Source organism: Curtobacterium sp. S6 (genome assembly GCF_000710345.2).
Taxonomy (GTDB): Bacteria; Actinomycetota; Actinomycetes; order Actinomycetales; family Micrococcaceae; genus Rothia.
Genome location: NZ_JHEL01000015.1, coordinates 24683 through 41411, shown reverse-complemented (window position 1 = coordinate 41411; position 16729 = coordinate 24683). Strand labels below are relative to the sequence as shown.

Sequence of the window (16729 nt, the reverse complement as noted above, 5' to 3'; positions counted from 1 at the left end):
ACTCGAGGGAGCCCGCTGCGGCCCGCGGCCGGATGACGACGCCGGTTCACCGGCCGGCGACCACATCGAGAACGGCTTGTCCGTAACGCTCGCGCTTCTTCGCTCCGATGCCGCTAATGCCGGCGAGGTCGCCGTCCGTCACGGGGTGCTGCCGCGCAAGCTCGATGAGCGTCGCGTCGGGAAAGACCACGTAGGCCGGCACCTGCTGTTCCTTGGCCTCCGAGGTTCGCCAGGCTCGCAGGGCCTCGAACACGGCCTGCTGGGCCTCGTCGAGTTCGGCAGCGGCGACGCTCGTCGCCTTTTTGCCGCGCCGGCCCGTGGACCGTACCCTCCCGCGGTCCGGCATCGTGCGCAACATGACCTTCTCCTCTCCGCGGAGGATCGGGCCGGAAGCGGGGGCCAAAATCAGGGTGCCGTAGTCACCCACCGATTCCACGATGTTCCTGGCCAAGAGCTGGCGGGCCACGGCTCGCCACTCGGCCTCGCTGAGATCGTCGCCGATCCCCCACACGCTCAGATCCTGATGCCGCGCCTGATCGGATCGTTCATTGGCTTTGCCCCGGAGAATGGCGATGATCTGTCCGGCACCGAAACGCTGATCGCGTTCCCGGTCCAGCCTCACGATGGTGGACAACAATTTCTGCACCGGAACCGTCGCATCCCACGACGCGGGCGGGTTCAGGCAGGTGTCGCAGTTTCCGCACGGGGCGGACTCTTGCCCGAAGTAGCGCAGAATCTGAACGCGCCGGCAGTCCGTGGTCTCGCAGAGGGCGAGCATCGCATCGAGGTGGCCGCGTTGCGCCCGTTGATGCTCTTCGCTGCCCTCGGAATCCCCGATCATTCGGCGCAGTTGCACCACGTCCTGGAGCCCGTAGGCCAGCCACGCCGTCGCGGGCAGGCCGTCACGTCCGGCGCGCCCGGTTTCTTGGTAGTAGCCCTCCACGGATTTGGGGATGTCCAGGTGGGCGACGAAACGCACGTCCGGCTTGTCGATGCCCATCCCGAAGGCGATGGTCGCGACCACCACCACCGAGTCTTCCCGCAGAAATCGGCGTTGCCCCTCGGAGCGTTCGGCTTCGCTCAGACCGGCGTGATAGGCGACGGCGTCGACGCCTTGGTCTCGTAGCCACCGTGCCGTCTGATCGACCCGCTTCCGGGAAAGGCAGTAGACGATTCCGGCGTCGGAGTCGTGCTCGGTGCGGATCAGGTCGAGGAGCTGCTCACGCGCGTTGTTCTTTTCCGTGATGCGATATTGAATATTCGGTCGGTCGAAGCTCGACACAAAGTGGCGGGCGCCCTCCATGCGCAGGTTCTGGGTGAGCTCGCGATGGGTCGCCTCGGTCGCCGTGGCGGTGAGCGCGATGCGCGGCACGTCCGGGAAGCGCTCTGCGAGGACGCTGAGCCCGAGGTAGTCCTGGCGAAAGTCGTGGCCCCACTGAGAGACGCAATGGGCCTCGTCGATCGCGAAGAGGCCCACCTGGACCTCCTCGAGCAACCGTAGGGTCCGATTCTGGATCAGCCGCTCGGGTGCCATGTAGAGCAAATCGTAGTCCCCTGCCCGCAGCCCGGCCTCGATCTCGCGGGCCTCGTCCGGGGCCAACGTGGAGTTCAGGTACGCGGCCCTGATGCCGACGGCCGCGAGCGCTTCGACCTGATCCTGCATCAGGGCGATGAGGGGCGAGACGACGATCCCGGTTCCCGGGCGAACCACCGCGGGAATTTGATAGCACAGGGACTTGCCGCCGCCGGTGGGCATGAGCACCACGGCGTCGCCGCCTCCGACGACATGATCGATGATTTCTGCTTGGGAGCCTCGGAACTCGTCGTATCCGAAAGTGGTCCGAAGAACGTCGAGCGGCGAGGGTGAGGTTTCTGCTGTGGTGGTCACTCCCCCACGCTAGCGGTTTTTGGTCTCCTGCACCGCCACTGTGGATACCGCGGTTGGTGACCTGCCGGCCTCGGGTGAGCCGCGCTCAGGGTCCGTCTGGCGCGGCGAGCCCGAGCAGACCGCGAAGGGTCGCGGATTCCGGATACTCATGGCGGAAGGCCCCGAGGCGACGCAGTTCGGGGACGACCTCTTCGACGAAACGCCGGAACTGCGCCACATCGCTGACCTGCAGAATAAAACCGTCCACCGCGTTCTCCCGATGCCACGTGAGCATGGTCCGCGCTATCGATGCGGCCGATCCCGCCACGACCAACTGGGTCTGAGCCAGGAGGCCGTCGATCAGGGATTCGACGCTCGCGCCGCGACTCGCGCCCGCTGCGAGCGGTTCGGCGAGCCACGTTCCCTCGTGGGCCATGGCCCGCTCGATGTCTTCGTCCCGGATCGGCCCGCCGTCGGCGACGGGGCGGCCGATGGCGGCGGCCACGCGCTCGGCCATCCGATCCCAGGTCCCGTGCCGTTGCCAATAGGCCTTCAGCGCGGCGTCTTCGGCGCCGTCGTCCGTGACCAGGACGATCAAGCGCGCGAAGAGCCGAGGGTCCGGGCGGTTGGCGTCGGTCTGAGAACCGGCCTCGCGCAGGCGCGACCGGTAGTCAATCGATGCCGTGATGCTGGTCGGCATCGCGAAGACGGCATCGGCGGTCGCGGCGGCGAGCCGCAGGCCCTGGGGGGATTGACCGGCCTGGAAGATCACGGGCTCGCCCTGGGGAGAAGACTCGATATTGAGCGGCCCGGCCACATCGAAAAATTCTCCCCGGTGATCGAGCGCCCGGACGGTTGCGGCGTCCATGTATCGGCCCGTGCTCCGATCGCGCGGGAAGGAATCGGGTCGATGGGTGTGCCACAGCCCCCGGACCACCTCGATGGCTTCCTCCGCCCTGGCATAGCGCGTGTGGTGGTCGATCTGACCCGCCAAACCAAAATTCCTGGCCGCCTGGTCACTCAGCGAGGTCACGACGTTCCAGCCCGCCCGGCCCCGGCTGAGGTGGTCCAGGGAAAGCATCATCCGCGCGATGTTGTAGGGATGCTGGTACGTCGAGGAGACGGTTCCGACCAGCCCGATCTTCGACGTCAACGCCGCCAGATAGGACAAGAGGGTGAAGGGCTCGAAACGCGAGAGGTAGTGGGGCGGCCCCTTCGGGTCCGCGAATACCGCATCCGCGACGAAGAGAAGGTCGAAGGCGCCTTCCTCCGCGAGGCCGGCAATCTGCCGGTACCACTCGGGGTTGATTGAGGCGTCGACGGGTTCGTCCGGATTCATCCACGCGCGTTCGTCGTCCGGCGCGCCGGACGCGGTCGGCATGACCCCGAGGCGCAAGCGGCGTGAGGACAGAGCGGTTGCGTCGGCTTCGACGTCAGACATGACATTCCCCTGGTATTTAGAAACTCAACGGGCTGCCACCTCATCATGGCGGCAACCGCTTGCAAAAGCCATTCGGTAAGGCCGCGGGCCGGACCGGCCTTCGGCGCCGAACGGGCTACACCCGGGTTTTCTGGCTTTCCACGCGATCGAGGAACGTCATCAGATTATTCTCATCAAAGGTGATTCCGTCGGCGTAGTACGTGGGAACGGCGGTCAGTCCGTTGGATTTGGTTTCGTCGGAGACCGTATTGACCATGGGCCAGTACTTTTGGGAATCGAGATCCGCCTCGATGGACGCCCCGTGCTTGGCGGCGATCTCGGCGAGCTCGGAGTTGGACAGCCCTCCCTTGCCCTGGTGGGTAAAGATCTCGGCCTGCCAATCCAGGAATTCCGCGGGTGAAACCTGCTCCGCGACGGAATAGGCCGCCATCGCCGCCCGGGAGGAGTACTCGGTGCGGGTCTCCGGATCCATGAAGTTGACCGGACGAATCTCGAGAGTGACCTTGCCGTCCAGGACCTGCTGCTTGAGTCCGTTGCCGTAGGCCTGGGTGAGTCGCGCACAGTACAAACAGTTCAGGTCCTCCACGAGCGTGACCCGCACGGGCTTCCCGTTGCAGGAAGCCTCATGGGGGCACTCGACCCCGATCGGCAGGGTCGTGTCACGACCCCGTGATCGCGAGTTGGGGGACGTCGACGCCGTGGATGCCAGAAGGTTCTTCTGGTCACGGGTCGTCACACTGGACGAATTCAACTGGATGGAGTCCTTCGACAGCACGATTCCGCCGAATTCGTTGGCGCTTTTCGGCACCGGACCGGAGCTGGGAACATCTTTGGTTCCAAGGGAATTGACGACGTAGGCGACGCACCCGATCACCGCAACAACGAACAGGATGATGGCAATTTGCCAGCCTCGTCGACGAGCGGGGCTGACCGCTTGCTCCGCGACGAGCCGTTGGGCGTTCTTTCGGGCGGCGTTGTGATGCCGGTGTTGCTGGGTCATCGGAAAGCTCAATTCGTGGTTCTGAGAAGCGACCGGATGACATGACCGACGGGGAGTCTGACCGCATCCTGGGCCCGGCGAAGGAACAGGGGCCGACACCGAGTCATATTTATATCAAATATGAATCACCAAAAATCGGAGGTAGATCACATTTGAATGAATATTGGATCAAGGTCACATACTCGCCGGTATGGAGGACGCCCCCCTCCCCCTCTGGCCCCTCAAAACCTGCGGGAGATGAACCCTGGCACTCGCGCCACCACGGTCGGTAGCGTCTCCGGGAAACCACACCAGATCCTTCGGTCATAAAATACTCTCCGGGTTACCGGGTAGTATCGAATGGCTATGAAATCACGCCGGGGCGACCCTCCGGCCTGGTCCGCATTTGAGGATGCCCTCCTACCCCGTGAGGACGTATGGAATCTCAGAACAAGCCCACGACGCGCACCGTCTCGAGGCGCACCCTGGCCCGAGGAGCGGCCTGGAGCCTGCCCATCGTGGCCTCCGCCGCCGCGGTGCCCGCCTACGCCCTATCTCCCGGGTGCTTCCTACAGACGTGGGCCGCCACGATCTCGGGGGCGCCTGGGTCGCGGACCATGACCACCACGGTCACGAAAACCATCGGAACCACCGAAACCCTGACCGTTACCGTCAGCCAAAGTCGGAGGGCCGGCGTCGGGTCATATTACGACCCGGTCAATAACTTGACCCTTAAGGAGACGGCGCCGCAAGCGAAGAGCACCACTGATTTTGTGGGGGCGACCGCGGGCCAGCAGGTGGCTGCCACCTCCCTCGGCGCCGCACCCAAGGCCAGCCAGGACAACGCGTATACGATTCCGGGAGGTTCGACCAGCTCCGTTCTGACCCTCAATCAGGGCACCGACCAGGCAACCACGCCGGCCGTCGAGACCCTGACCTGGACCTTCACCGACTCAACGGGTAAGGCCGTCACACCGAAGAACGTGAGCTTCAATGTGTACGACGTGACACAAGTTTCCGGGGCCTCGCCCGAGAGCCAGAACTACACCGACCAGGTCACGTTCTCGGGCGCCACAATGACGGTCACCAGCCAAACCGGCCCCACCAAGGCGACCGTCGGTGCCAACAGCCTCACCGGCACGGTTCCATCAGCCTCCAGCGGGAGTTATGCGACGGTATCCCTCACCGGGTTCACGAATAATGGCTTTAGCTTGACCTACCGCAATTCGGGGACCCCCAGCCAGACCAGCGCCTCCGCCCCGGTTCCCCGGAATTCTCAGTACATAGGCCTCAGCGACCTGACGATCTGCTTCTAGCCCTTGAGCACAAAAAATCCCCGGGTTTCCACGATAAGCGTGAAAACCCGGGGATGTCCGTCGGGTTGACAGGATTTGAACCTGCGACCCCTTGACCCCCAGTCAAGTGCGCTACCAAGCTGCGCCACAACCCGAATTTTATGCCCGGTTCATCGCCGGGCACTCGAATCATCATACAGGATCGAACTCCCGAACGCACATCCGGCCCCGCCCCCTTGGGGCCGGTCCCGCCGGCCGGTCCGCAACGCGCCGTCGCCAGCGCGTCGCGGACCGGAGCGGCTCAGCGTCGTCGGCCGCCCTTGCCGTCCCGAGTCAGCGAGCGGCGTTCGCGCACGCGCATCGAGATTTCCAACGGGGTCCCCTCGAAGTCGAAGGTCTCGCGCAGGCGCCGAATGATGAACCGGCGGTATCCGGGGTCGAGGAATCCCGTGGTGAACAACACTAATTTCGGCGGTCGCGAGGAAACCTGCGTGCCGAAGAGAATTCGCGGCTGCTTGCCTCCGCGCACGGGGTGCGGGTGGGCGGCCACGATTTCGCCGAGGAACGCGTTGAGACGCCCGGTCGGGATCCGGGAATCCCAGGCCTCCAGGGAGTGGAGCAATGCCGGGACCATCTTGTCCTTGTGCCAGCCCGTCTTGGCCGAGATGTTGACCCTCGGTGCCCATGCCACGTGGGCCAAGTCCCGGTCGATCTCGCGCTCCAGCTCATCGCGACGATCCTCGTCCAGGGTGTCCCACTTGTTAAAGACCAGAACCATCGCACGGCCGGAGTCGATAGCCAGTTGGAGGATACGCACGTCCTGCTCGGACAGCGGCTCGGAGACGTCGAGCATCACCAAGGCGACCTCTGAACGTTCCAGGGCGGTCTGAGTCCGCAGGGACGCATAGAATTCGGCGCCCTTGGCCATGTGCTGGCGTCGGCGGATGCCGGCCGTATCCACGAACCGGAACGGATGCCCGCCCAACTCGATCAGCTCGTCCACGGGATCACGAGTGGTCCCGGCGATGTCGTTGACGACGGCCCGATCCTCGCCCGCGAGCTTATTCAGCAGGGATGACTTGCCGACGTTGGGTCGCCCGATGATGGCGACTCGCCTCGGGCCCTCGAACTGATCCGGCTCGGCATACTGCGAGTGCTCCGGCATGGCCTTAAGCAGTTCATCCAGCAGATCCGCGATACCGCGACCGTGGACGCCGGAGACCGGGTGGGGCTCCCCCATGCCCAAGGACCACAGGGCGGCGGCTTCGGGCTCCTGGTAGGAGTCGTCGATCTTGTTGGCGGCCAAAAGCAAAGGTTTATTGACCCGACGCAGCATCTGGACAATGGCCTCGTCCATATTCGTGATACCCACCAGGGCGTCGACGACCAGGATCACGACGTCCGCGTGGGCCACCGCGATCTCCGCCTGGGCGGCGACCTGCGCGTCGATCCCCTTCGCGTCGGACTCCCACCCGCCGGTGTCGACCAGCGTGAAGTTTTTGCCGTTCCATTCGGCCTTGTACGCCACGCGATCGCGGGTCACGCCGGGGGTGTCTTCGACCACGGCCTCGCGACGGCCGAGGATCCGGTTGATGATCGTGGACTTGCCGACATTCGGCCGTCCCACGATGGCGACCACCGGGTCGGGCTCGCCGGAAGACTCCTCCCCAATCTCGAAGCCCCAGTCGACCAGCAGAGCGCGGTCTTCCTCTTCCAGGTCGTACTCGTCGAGTCCGGCACGCAGAGCCTGGGCCCGCTGCTCGGCCTCGTCGTCGTCAAGGTTCGCGAGGTACTCGTCGACGTGGTCGTCGTCGCTCGCCCCGCCGAGGTACTTTTCCTCGTATTCGTTCATCTCAGTCATCGTGTGCGCTCTTGTCGTTCTCGTCGTCGTGGTGCGCCGCCGCGGTCTGACGAATCACGTCGATCACGGTGCGCACGGTCTGGTCGAAGTCCATGTCGGTCGAGTCCACCAGGGTGACTCCGTCCGCGGCTTCGGTGAAATTGGTGACCTTGGAATCCGCCGCGTCTCGTTGCGCGACCTCCAGGGTGAGGCGGTCTTCGGTCGCTTCGCCGCCGATCTGCCGGCCTCGCCTCTCCATGCGGGCCTTTTCGCTGGCCGTCAGGAGAATCCGCACCGAGGCGTCGGGGGCCACGACGGTCGTGATGTCGCGACCCTCCGCGACGATCCGCCGACCGTTGGCCACGATTTCCATGCGTTGCCGAGCGATCAGGGCATCTCGGGCCTTCTGGTTTTTGGCCACGGCGGAGACGTTCTCGGTGACGCGGGATTCGCGAATGGCGTCCTTGATGTCGATGCCGCCGACCATGACGGTCTCGACGATCGGGTCGGTGCCGATCTGGAGCTGGAAGGACGCGGCGGCGTCGGCCACCGCGGATTCGTCCGCCAGGTCCACCCCGGCCTCGAGGCACCACCACGCGAGCGCGCGGTACATCGCCCCGGTATCGAGGTAGGCCAGAGCGAGCCGGCTCGCGACCTCACGAGAGACGGAGGATTTGCCCGAACCGGACGGGCCGTCGATGGCCACCACCAGTTCTGACTTCCACGCCTCCGTCTGATCGCTGTCCTGAAACTGCGACGCCGCTGGTTCGGCCGGTACGGCCGCCTCTTCCAGGCGGTCCTCATTGTCTTGACTCACGGTGTCCTCCATCGGTTGTCATCGGTGCGCCGGTCGGCACAGTCATCGTCATTCGGCGATCTTCCAGCCGCGGTCGGTCAGCTCGTCCACGAGTCCCTCGCGCGCCGTGGGAATCACGGATATCTCGACCATACCCACCGGTTGCCCCTGAGAGTGTTCCATCCGCACATCCTCGAGGTTCACGCCGATCTCTTCGATCTCGGTCAGAAGTTTCGCGACCTGCCCCGGGGTGTCGTCGACGAGGACGGTCAGGGTCGCAAAGGCCTTCGGCGAGCCACCGTGCTTGCCCGGGATTCGCGCCACGCCGTCGTTGCCCTGAGTCATCAATTCGGCGATGTCGAGGCGGGCGCCGTCGGCGGTCGGATTCTCGAGCGTCGCGATGAGCCGGTTGATGTCGCGGCGCACGTCGTACAGGGTCTCGACGACGGGTCGCGCGTTCGCGGACAGGATCTGGACCCACAGGCCGGCGTCCGAGGCCGCGATGCGGGTCGTATCGCGCAAACCCTGACCCGCAAGGCTCAGGGACTCCAAGGGGGTGTCCCGCAGCCGCGAGGCCAGCAGCGACGACATGACCTGCGGAATGTGAGAGACCAGCGCAACGGTTTCGTCGTGCTCCTCCGCGTCCAGGTAGGTGACGTTGGCCCCCAAATCGCTCGCCAAGCCCCGGGCGATGCGCACGGTTTCCCGGGCGACGTCGTCGTGCTCGCAGATGACCCACGGACGCGAGGTGAAAAGCTCACCGCGCGCCGCGACCGGCCCGGATTTCTCCCGGCCCGACATGGGGTGCGTGCCGACGTATCGGCTCAGGTCCGCGCCGGTGGCCCGGACCGCCTCGAGGATCGGCTGTTTAACGGAGGCGATGTCCACCACGACGGCGCGCGGGTAGTCGGCGAGGGCCGTGACGATGGTGCGCGCCGCGACATCCGGAGGGGTCGCGACCACCACGAGTTGCGGGTCGATCTCCTCGCGGGCCGCATGCTCCCCTACCTCGTCGGCCAGGCGCGCGACCGAGCGACCGGCACCGATGTCCTCCGAGACGGCCTCGGTGGTCGGGGAAATATCCGAGACCCAGGTCTCCACGCCCTGAGCCGCCAGGCCCAGCCCGATGGAGGACCCCAGGAGCCCCGCCCCGATCACCAAGACCGGTCCGGAGACCGTGGCGCTGGAATGTTCCGCCACGGCTACATCCCCACCGAGGCGAGCAACGCACCGATCTCGACCTTGGACAGGTTCCGGACCGTGCCTTGCTTCTGCGAGCCGACGCGGACGGGACCCATCTCGATGCGGACGAGCTTCTCCACGGGGTGTCCGACCGCGTCAAAGAGGCGACGAACGATGCGGTTCTTGCCGGAGTGGATGGTGACCTCGACCAGCAGGTGGCCGGGGGTCGAATCCACGAGCCGGAAGTCGTCCACGCGAGCGACGCCGTCTTCCAGACGGATGCCCTTCTTCATCTCGTGCCCGACGCCGTGTTCCATCGGCCCGCGAACCTGGACGAGGTACTTCTTGGGAACCTCGTAGGAGGGGTGCGTCAGCCGATTGGCGAGTTCGCCGTCGTTGGTCAGCAGGAGCAGGCCTTCCGTGGCGACGTCGAGGCGACCGACGTGGAAGATCCGTTCCTTTTTCTGGGGGTTAAGGAAGTCCGAGATGCAGGGGCGCCCTTCGGGGTCCTCCATGGTCGCGATGACGCCTTCGGGCTTGTTGAACGCGTAGTAGACCTTGGAGTCATCGGTCTGGATGGTCACGCCATCGACCTGGATGTGGGACGTGCGCGGGTCCACCCGGACGCCGAGCTCGGTGATGATTTCGTCGTCGACCACGACGCGGCCTTCGCGGATCATCATTTCGCACACGCGCCGCGATGCCACTCCGGCCTGGGCCATGAGCTTCTGCAACCGCACGCCTTCGCGGTCGTAGACATCCAGATGATCCACCGGGGCGGCTCGGGGCCGGCGCGGACGGTGGGGGCCGCGGTACTCGTGCTCGGGACGGTACTCGCCGCGTTCCCGCGCGAAGATCTTCCCGGCCTGGCCCTTCTTCGGCTTGAACTTCTTGGCGTCGGACTTGTTGGCGCCCGACTTCACCGTGGGCTTTTTGCCGCGGCTATCGGCCCCGGGACGCCCCGGGCCCTTGGCTTTGGGATTCTTGAAATCTTTGGACGCACCACCGCGCGCAGAGGGTTTCCCCTGCGATCCTCGCGCGTTTCCGCGCGAAGAGCTGTTGCCGGTGTTCTGACGTCCCGTCGATCGATTGGCCATGTTCCTGTACTTTCGGTGGTGGTTATGCGGTTGTGCAAGGCCTCCTGCCCCGCGGGGTCCGGAAGGCCGTCGGCCCTAGAGCCTCTGCTCGTACTCCCCGATGTCTTCCACATCGGGCAGGTACGGAGAGATCTTGGGCAGATCGTCCAGGGTCTCTAGTCCCATCTTCTCGAGAAAGAGCGGAGTCGTCACGTACAAAATCGCACCGGATTCTCCCGGCTGATCGTCTTCGATGACGAGTCCCCTGGTTTTGAGTGTGCGCACGACGCCGTCCACGTTGACGCCGCGGATCGAGGAGACCCGGGCGCGCGATACGGGTTGGCGGTACGCAATCACTGCGAGGGTTTCCAAGGCGGCCTGAGACAGCTTGGAGGTTTGTCCCTCGAGGATGAATCGGGAGACCCACGGCGCGAATTCCGTGCGGGCGTAGAGGCGCCAGCCCCCGCCGACCCGACGCAGTTCCATGCCGCGAGGTTCCCGGGGAGGTCGTGGACCTCCGGGGGTTGCCGGGCCAGGCTCCCCAGGGGAGGTGTCCGCGGCATTCATCGCGAAATCTCTAGTATACCCGTCATAATCGCGTCGCAGGGAGTCCAGGGCCTTTTCGATGGTTGCCACCGGCACGAGCAACGCTTCGGCGAGCTCGTATTCGCTGACCGCGGACTCGGCCACCATGAGGATCGCCTCCACCGCGGAGGTCACCCCGCCCGGCACCAGGTCGACCGTCGCCGGCGACGGGGCTGAGGGCGTGTCAGGGGCGCGTTCGGCCTCGTGGTGCTGGTGAGTCATGCGTCTTCTTCTCCGGTGTAGTCGTCGCTGGCGAGGCGTTCGGCGCTCCACGTGGGGTCCTCACCCACCCAGCTGACCGTCAATTCTTCCAGCGGACCGTCTTGTGCGAACCCGACGACCCGGTCGCGGTACATCTCTAGAAGAGCGAGGAATCTCACGACGACGACCAGCATGTCTTTCGCGTCCGCGACCAAGCGGGTGAACGTCGCCGGCTCGCCTCCCATGATCGCCGCCGCGATGTTCTCGGCCTCGTCGCGCACCGTGACGCGCGCGCCGTGCAGGTGGTCCAGGCCGACCTCCTCGACGGTCTCGTCCTTCGGGAGCATCGCCTTCTCGGCGATCGCGGCGAGCTGCTCGGGCGTGACGGTCATGATGAGCTCGGGCAGGAGGTTGGCGAATTCGGGCTGAAGCCCGCCGGGGCGAGGGTGCCTGCTGCTCTCGGCCCGCATGGTCTCGGACATCACGTGGGCGACGTCCTTGAAGGCCTTGTATTGCAGCAGTCGGGCGAAGAGCAGGTCGCGGGCCTCGAGCATCGCGATGTCCTCGTCGTCTTCGACCTCTCCCGCCGGCAACAGGCGCGCCGCCTTGAGGTCGAGAAGGGTCGCTGCGATCACCAGAAATTCGCTGGCCTCGTCGAGGGCCTTTTCCAGGCCGGTGTCCCGCAGGGCGCGAACATAGGCGATGAACTCGTCCGTCACGGCCGCGAGCGCAACCTCCGTGATGTCCATTTCCCGCTGGGAGATCATGGACAGCAGGACCTCGAACGGGCCGGCGAAATTTTCCAGGGAGACCGCAAACCCCGATGCACCCGGCGCCGAGGTCTCGACGTCGCCGGGTGCGGGCTCGGGGTCCGTCGGAACCCGAGGGGGCGCGGGTCTCAGCGGGAGCCTCCGCGTTCGATGAGCTCCTTGGCGAGCTCGCGGTAGGCGACCGAGCCGGTGTGCGTCGGCGCGTAGCTCAGGATGGGTTCGGCCGAGACGGTCGCGTCCGGGAACTTCACGGTCCGCTTGATCACGGTATCGAAGACCTTGTCGCCGAAGGCATCGATGATGCGGGCCAAGACCTCCTTGGAGTGGAGGGTTCGCGAGTCGAACATCGTCGCCAACACGCCGTCGATGGTCAGGTCAGGGTTGAGCCGGTCCTGGACCTTCTCGATCGAGTCGACGAGCAGTGCCACCGCGCGTAGGGCGAAGAATTCGCAGATCAGGGGGATGACCACGCCGTCGGCCGCGGTGAGCGCGTTGACGGTCAGCAGGCCCAGGGAGGGCTGGCAGTCGATCAGGATGACGTCGTAGTCGTCCTTGACCTTCTTGAGGGAACTCGCCAACACCTGCTCGCGGGCCACCTCGTTGACGAGCTGGACCTCCGCGGCGGAGAGGTCGATATTGGCCGGCAACAGGTCCATGTTGTCGAATTCGGTGCGACGCACCGCGCTGTGGACGTCGACCTTTCGATCCATCATGACGTTGTAGATGGTGGTCTCCAGCTCGTGGGGATTGACCCCAAATCCTGCGGACAGGGCACCCTGCGGGTCGAAGTCGACCATGAGCACCCGTCGGCCCAGTTCGGCCAGGGCCGCACCCAGGTTGATGGTCGAGGTCGTCTTGCCGACGCCGCCCTTCTGGTTGACCATCGCGATCACGCGGGCCGGGCCGTGGGAGTCCAAGACGGCCGGTTCCGGGAACTGGCGGAGGGGACGTCCGGTGGGACCGAGATCTGCTTCGGAGTTCTGTGTACTCACGCGCACCTTTTTCACGTTTGTGGGCGGATAATGACTGAGGTTAACCCTACAGCGACGTGCCTTGGGCAACGGGTTAGAGCCCGCGTCGACCTTAACGCACCGCGCCCGCCCGGGCGTCGAAACGCTCGGGCGGGCGCGGGATGGGGCCGGAACGGGTGCCGCCGAAGGCTACCGTTCGTGGGACTGGGCGCCGACGGCTTGAGGCTCCTTGCCGACGGTCTCCTCCTGACCGTGCGCTTGGACTTCCCCACCCATGGTCGACTCGTCGAATTTCAGCTCGCCGTTGAGGACCCGGTGCACGCGCTGCATATCCACCTCGCGGGACCACTTGCCCATCAGAAGCGCGGCGACCGCGTTTCCGGTGAAGTTGGTCAGCGCACGCGCCTCGGACATGAAGCGGTCGATGCCGACGATCAGGCCGACGCCGTCGACGAGGTCGGGCCGGTGCGACTGGAGGCCTCCGGCCAGAGTCGCGATGCCCGCGCCCGACACGCCCGCGGCTCCCTTGGAAGCGATGATCATGAAGACCAACAGGGAGATCTGCTCGCCGAGCTGCAGCGGCTTGCCCATCGCGTCCGATACGAAGATCGAGGCCATGGTCAGGTAGATCGCGGTTCCGTCGAGGTTGAAGGAGTAGCCGGTGGGCACCACGATGCCCACCACGGGCTTGGACACGCCGACGTGTTCCATCTTGGCGATCAACCGGGGCAGGGCCGCCTCGGAGGACGAGGTCGAGAAGATCAGCAGGTACTCTCGCGCCAGGTACTTCATGAGCTTGAGAATGTTGACGCCCGTGAAGATCTTCAGGATCGCGCCGAGCACGATCACGATGAACAGGATGCACGTGATGTAGAAGCCGACCATGAGGATCGCCATCTGTCCCACCGCTTTGAGGCCGGTGGCCCCGACGACGGCCGCGATCGCGCCGAAAGCGCCGAGCGGAGCGATCCACATGATCATCAACAGCAGCCGGAACACGAGGGCCTGCATGTAGGTGATGAACTTCAGGATGGGTTTGCCGGCGTCGCCCATCCTCTGCAACGCAAAACCGACCAGGAGGGCCACCAACAGGGTCTGCAAGATGTTGCCCGAGGTCAGCGACGACAACAGCGATTTTGGAATGATGCTCAGCAGGAACCCGGTGGTGCCGCCTTCCGCGGTTCCCTCGGCGTCTTCGGGAAGCTTGTAGCCGGTGGGGTGATAGTTCAGGCCGTCGCCCGGGTGCAGGAGATTTCCGACCACCAAGCCGATGGCCAGCGCAAAGGTCGACATGATCAGGAAGTAGACGATGGCCATGCCGCCGACCTTGCCGACGGTTGCGGCTCGCGCGATCGAGCCAACACCGAGGACAATCGTGCAGAAGATGACCGGTGAGATCATCATTTTGATCAGCGCGATAAATCCGTCGCCGAGCGGTTTGAAGGACTTGCCGACGTCGGGCGCGATGAGCCCGACGAGTGCGCCGGCGACGACCGCGATGATGACGGAGACGTACAGCATGTGGGTGCCGTCTTTGTACCACGGCTTCTTCGCTGTGGACTGGGCCATGACGCTCCCCTTTCGGATGAGTGATTGATCGATACGACGGCAGCCCAAATACGCGGCCTCGTCGCGGGTATTCAAGAAGTATGGTGGGCTAGGCCACTTTTCCGGTATTTCTGTTCATAAAGTTCGTGAGGAGCACCACGTGCGGCCGCAACGTCAGCCTCGTCCGCCCAGGAGGCCCAGCGCCCGCCGCGGGCGGCTGTTAAGTCACCGCGGGCCCACCACCTGGGCGATCGCGCGCATTTTCCTGCTCCTGCAAATGGTCATCGTGTTGGTCGTCTGCGCGTCGGTGGGTGGGCTCATGCTGTGGCGGGCGCAATCGGCCGCCCAGGACCGCGCGAGCGCCATCACCCAGGCCGAAAGCGCCACGCTGGCCCACGACCCCTATGTCGTGGAGCAGCTCGCCTCGAAGGACCCGACCGCCGGGCTTCAGCCGTACATCAAAAACGTGCTGGCCGACTCGTCGGTCAGTTTCGTCACGATCATGTCGCCGGAGGGCATCCGATACACCCACCCGCAGGACGGCAATATCGGCGAGCACTACCTCGGCGATATTTCCCGGGCCCAACACGGAGAGACCATGACCGTGAAAGAGCGCGGGACCCTCGGCATGTCGATGCGCACGATCACCCCGGTGCGCGACCATAGCGGGAGAATCATCGGACTGGTCTCGACGGGCGTCACCGTCGACGAAATTTCCGGGACGGCCCGCTCCGGCCTGCCCGCGATCGGCCTGATCGCCGGGATCCTGCTGGCGACGACGACCCTGACGACGCTTCTGCTCTATCGCTACCTGCACCGGGCCACCCTGGGCTACAGCCAGGAGGACATCCTCCGCTCCGAGGCCACGCGATCGATGGCCGGCCTCTTGCGGACGCAGAATCACGAACACCGCAATCGCATGCACACCGTCGTGTCCCTGCTCGACCTCGGTAGGGTCGCCGAGGCCCGCCAGTTCGCCCGGGAGGACCTCGAGACGTCCGTCAGGGAATCTCCATCGTGGGGTGGCTACGAGCAGCTTCCCGCCGTGGCGGCCCTGCTGAGCGGGAAGGTCCACGAGGCCAAGGAACGCGGCGTCGAGCTCGCGGCCCGCATCGACGGCGATTGGAGCGGCGTTCCGCTCAGCGAGATCGAATTGGTCTCCGTGGTCAGCAACCTCGTGGACAACGCCGTCGATGCCATCTCGGGAAGCGACGGGGGCGGGGAGGTCGAGGCGGATCTCAGCGAGACGGACACCGGGTGGGAGATCGTCGTGGCCGACACCGGCCCCGGCCTGCCCGAAAACGAGCGCGTGGACATCTTCACGTGGGGGTTCACGACCAAGCCCGCCGGTCCCGAGGGCCGCGGGGTGGGCCTGGCCCTGGTGCGGGACACGCTGGTGCGGCACGGCGCGAGCATCCGGGCGATCAACGACGCCGGGGCCGTCTTCACCGTCACCATCCCCCGCCCCGAGAAAGGAGCCCTTCGATGACCCTGCGCGTGATCGTCGTCGACGACGAGCAAGTCACCGCGTCGGCCCACGCCGAGTACATTCGGACCCGGCCCGGATTCGACGTCATCGGCACCGCTTTCAACGCCCGGGGCGCGATCGAAGCGATCCGGACGTCCTTCGCGCGCCACGAGCCCGTGGACCTGTTGCTCCTGGACATTAACCTCCCGGATCGATCCGGCCACGAGGTCGCCAAATTCCTGCGCGCCGAGGGCCTGCCGGTGGATCTTCTGATGGTCACCGCCGACCGCCGCGCCGCGAGCCTGAGGACGGCTTCTCTCCACGGCGCCTTCGGCTACCTCGTCAAGCCTTTTCGCCTGGACGATCTGGGGCGAAAACTCTCATCCTACGCGCAGTATCGGCGCCGGTCGGGTGACGCCGGGGAACTGGACCAGTCCGACATCGACAAGCTGTTCCACCGCGCGGAGTCCACCCCGTCCGACCTTCCCAAGGGCCTGTCCGAAGACACCCTGAAGGATATGTCCCGCCTGCTGGGCGCCTCGGACGCCGCCTATTCGGCCCGCGAGATTTCGGAACACCTGGGGCTCTCCCGCGTGACCGCCCGGCGGTATCTCGAGTACCTTCACGAGGCCGGGCAGGTCGACCGTCGGGCCCGCCACGGGACCCCCGGCCGCCCCGAGCTGGAGTACTCCTGGCGCGGGTGACGGCGC

The 16729-nt window shown here is 65.5% G+C and carries 14 protein-coding genes and 1 tRNA gene; 3 read left to right on the top strand and 12 right to left on the bottom strand.

Features of this window, described 5'->3' with window-relative positions; translation table 11 throughout:
• Positions 1-46 precede the first annotated feature (46 nt).
• The 3 genes from recQ to CURSPS6_RS02460 form a co-directional block, all read right to left on the bottom strand.
• The gene (recQ, locus tag CURSPS6_RS02470; RefSeq protein ID WP_030013885.1) at positions 47-1888 is read right to left on the bottom strand and encodes a DNA helicase RecQ; all 1842 of its coding nucleotides are present in this window, start codon (positions 1886-1888) and stop codon (positions 47-49) included.
• Between the two features lie 85 nt (positions 1889-1973).
• Positions 1974-3308: an NtaA/DmoA family FMN-dependent monooxygenase gene (locus tag CURSPS6_RS02465; protein WP_051687552.1), complete on the bottom strand. Its 1335-nt coding sequence runs from the start codon at positions 3306-3308 to the stop codon at positions 1974-1976.
• Positions 3309-3423: 115 nt separating this feature from the next.
• A complete protein-coding gene (locus tag CURSPS6_RS02460; protein ID WP_030013882.1) occupies positions 3424-4308 on the bottom strand; it encodes a DsbA family protein in 885 nt (294 codons plus the stop codon).
• A gap of 416 nt (positions 4309-4724) precedes the next feature.
• Here CURSPS6_RS02460 and CURSPS6_RS02455 point away from each other — a divergent pair, with 416 nt between their 5' ends.
• Positions 4725-5603 (top strand): hypothetical protein, encoded by an 879-nt coding sequence (locus tag CURSPS6_RS02455; RefSeq protein ID WP_030013881.1) that lies wholly within the window; start codon positions 4725-4727, stop codon positions 5601-5603.
• Positions 5604-5663: 60 nt separating this feature from the next.
• On the opposite strand, the gene CURSPS6_RS02450 is transcribed toward CURSPS6_RS02455, so the two are convergent.
• From CURSPS6_RS02450 to CURSPS6_RS02410, 9 genes are all read right to left on the bottom strand, one after another.
• Positions 5664-5737, bottom strand: a tRNA-Pro gene (locus tag CURSPS6_RS02450).
• Between the two features lie 146 nt (positions 5738-5883).
• Complete coding sequence (der, locus tag CURSPS6_RS02445) at positions 5884-7443, bottom strand: ribosome biogenesis GTPase Der (RefSeq protein ID WP_030013880.1); 1560 nt, start codon at positions 7441-7443, stop codon at positions 5884-5886.
• The gene (gene cmk / locus CURSPS6_RS02440; RefSeq protein WP_051687802.1) at positions 7436-8134 is read right to left on the bottom strand and encodes a (d)CMP kinase; all 699 of its coding nucleotides are present in this window, start codon (positions 8132-8134) and stop codon (positions 7436-7438) included. Before cmk ends, der begins: the two co-directional genes overlap by 8 nt.
• Before the next feature lie 153 nt (positions 8135-8287).
• On the bottom strand, positions 8288-9418 hold the full coding sequence (locus CURSPS6_RS02435) for a prephenate dehydrogenase (protein WP_030013877.1): 1131 nt from the start codon (positions 9416-9418) through the stop codon (positions 8288-8290).
• Between the two features lie 2 nt (positions 9419-9420).
• Positions 9421-10497 (bottom strand): pseudouridine synthase, encoded by a 1077-nt coding sequence (locus CURSPS6_RS02430; RefSeq protein ID WP_030013875.1) that lies wholly within the window; start codon positions 10495-10497, stop codon positions 9421-9423.
• A gap of 75 nt (positions 10498-10572) precedes the next feature.
• Positions 10573-11283, bottom strand: coding sequence for an SMC-Scp complex subunit ScpB (scpB, locus tag CURSPS6_RS02425; RefSeq protein ID WP_030013874.1), 711 nt, complete (start codon positions 11281-11283; stop codon positions 10573-10575).
• Positions 11280-12029 carry a segregation and condensation protein A gene (locus CURSPS6_RS02420; RefSeq protein ID WP_082469972.1) on the bottom strand — a complete coding sequence of 250 codons (750 nt, stop codon included), beginning with the start codon at positions 12027-12029 and terminating at the stop codon, positions 11280-11282. Before CURSPS6_RS02420 ends, scpB begins: the two co-directional genes overlap by 4 nt.
• Positions 12030-12160: 131 nt before the next feature.
• Positions 12161-13024: a ParA family protein gene (locus tag CURSPS6_RS02415; RefSeq protein WP_235503660.1), complete on the bottom strand. Its 864-nt coding sequence runs from the start codon at positions 13022-13024 to the stop codon at positions 12161-12163.
• Between the two features lie 168 nt (positions 13025-13192).
• The gene (locus tag CURSPS6_RS02410) at positions 13193-14572 is read right to left on the bottom strand and encodes a cation:dicarboxylate symporter family transporter (RefSeq protein WP_051687550.1); all 1380 of its coding nucleotides are present in this window, start codon (positions 14570-14572) and stop codon (positions 13193-13195) included.
• Between the two features lie 139 nt (positions 14573-14711).
• Between CURSPS6_RS02410 and CURSPS6_RS02405 the strand changes: the two genes are divergently transcribed.
• Positions 14712-16040, top strand: coding sequence for a sensor histidine kinase (locus tag CURSPS6_RS02405; protein ID WP_152978036.1), 1329 nt, complete (start codon positions 14712-14714; stop codon positions 16038-16040).
• Positions 16037-16723 (top strand): response regulator, encoded by a 687-nt coding sequence (locus tag CURSPS6_RS02400; protein ID WP_030013866.1) that lies wholly within the window; start codon positions 16037-16039, stop codon positions 16721-16723. Before CURSPS6_RS02405 ends, CURSPS6_RS02400 begins: the two co-directional genes overlap by 4 nt.
• The last annotated feature ends 6 nt before the right edge of the window (positions 16724-16729 follow it).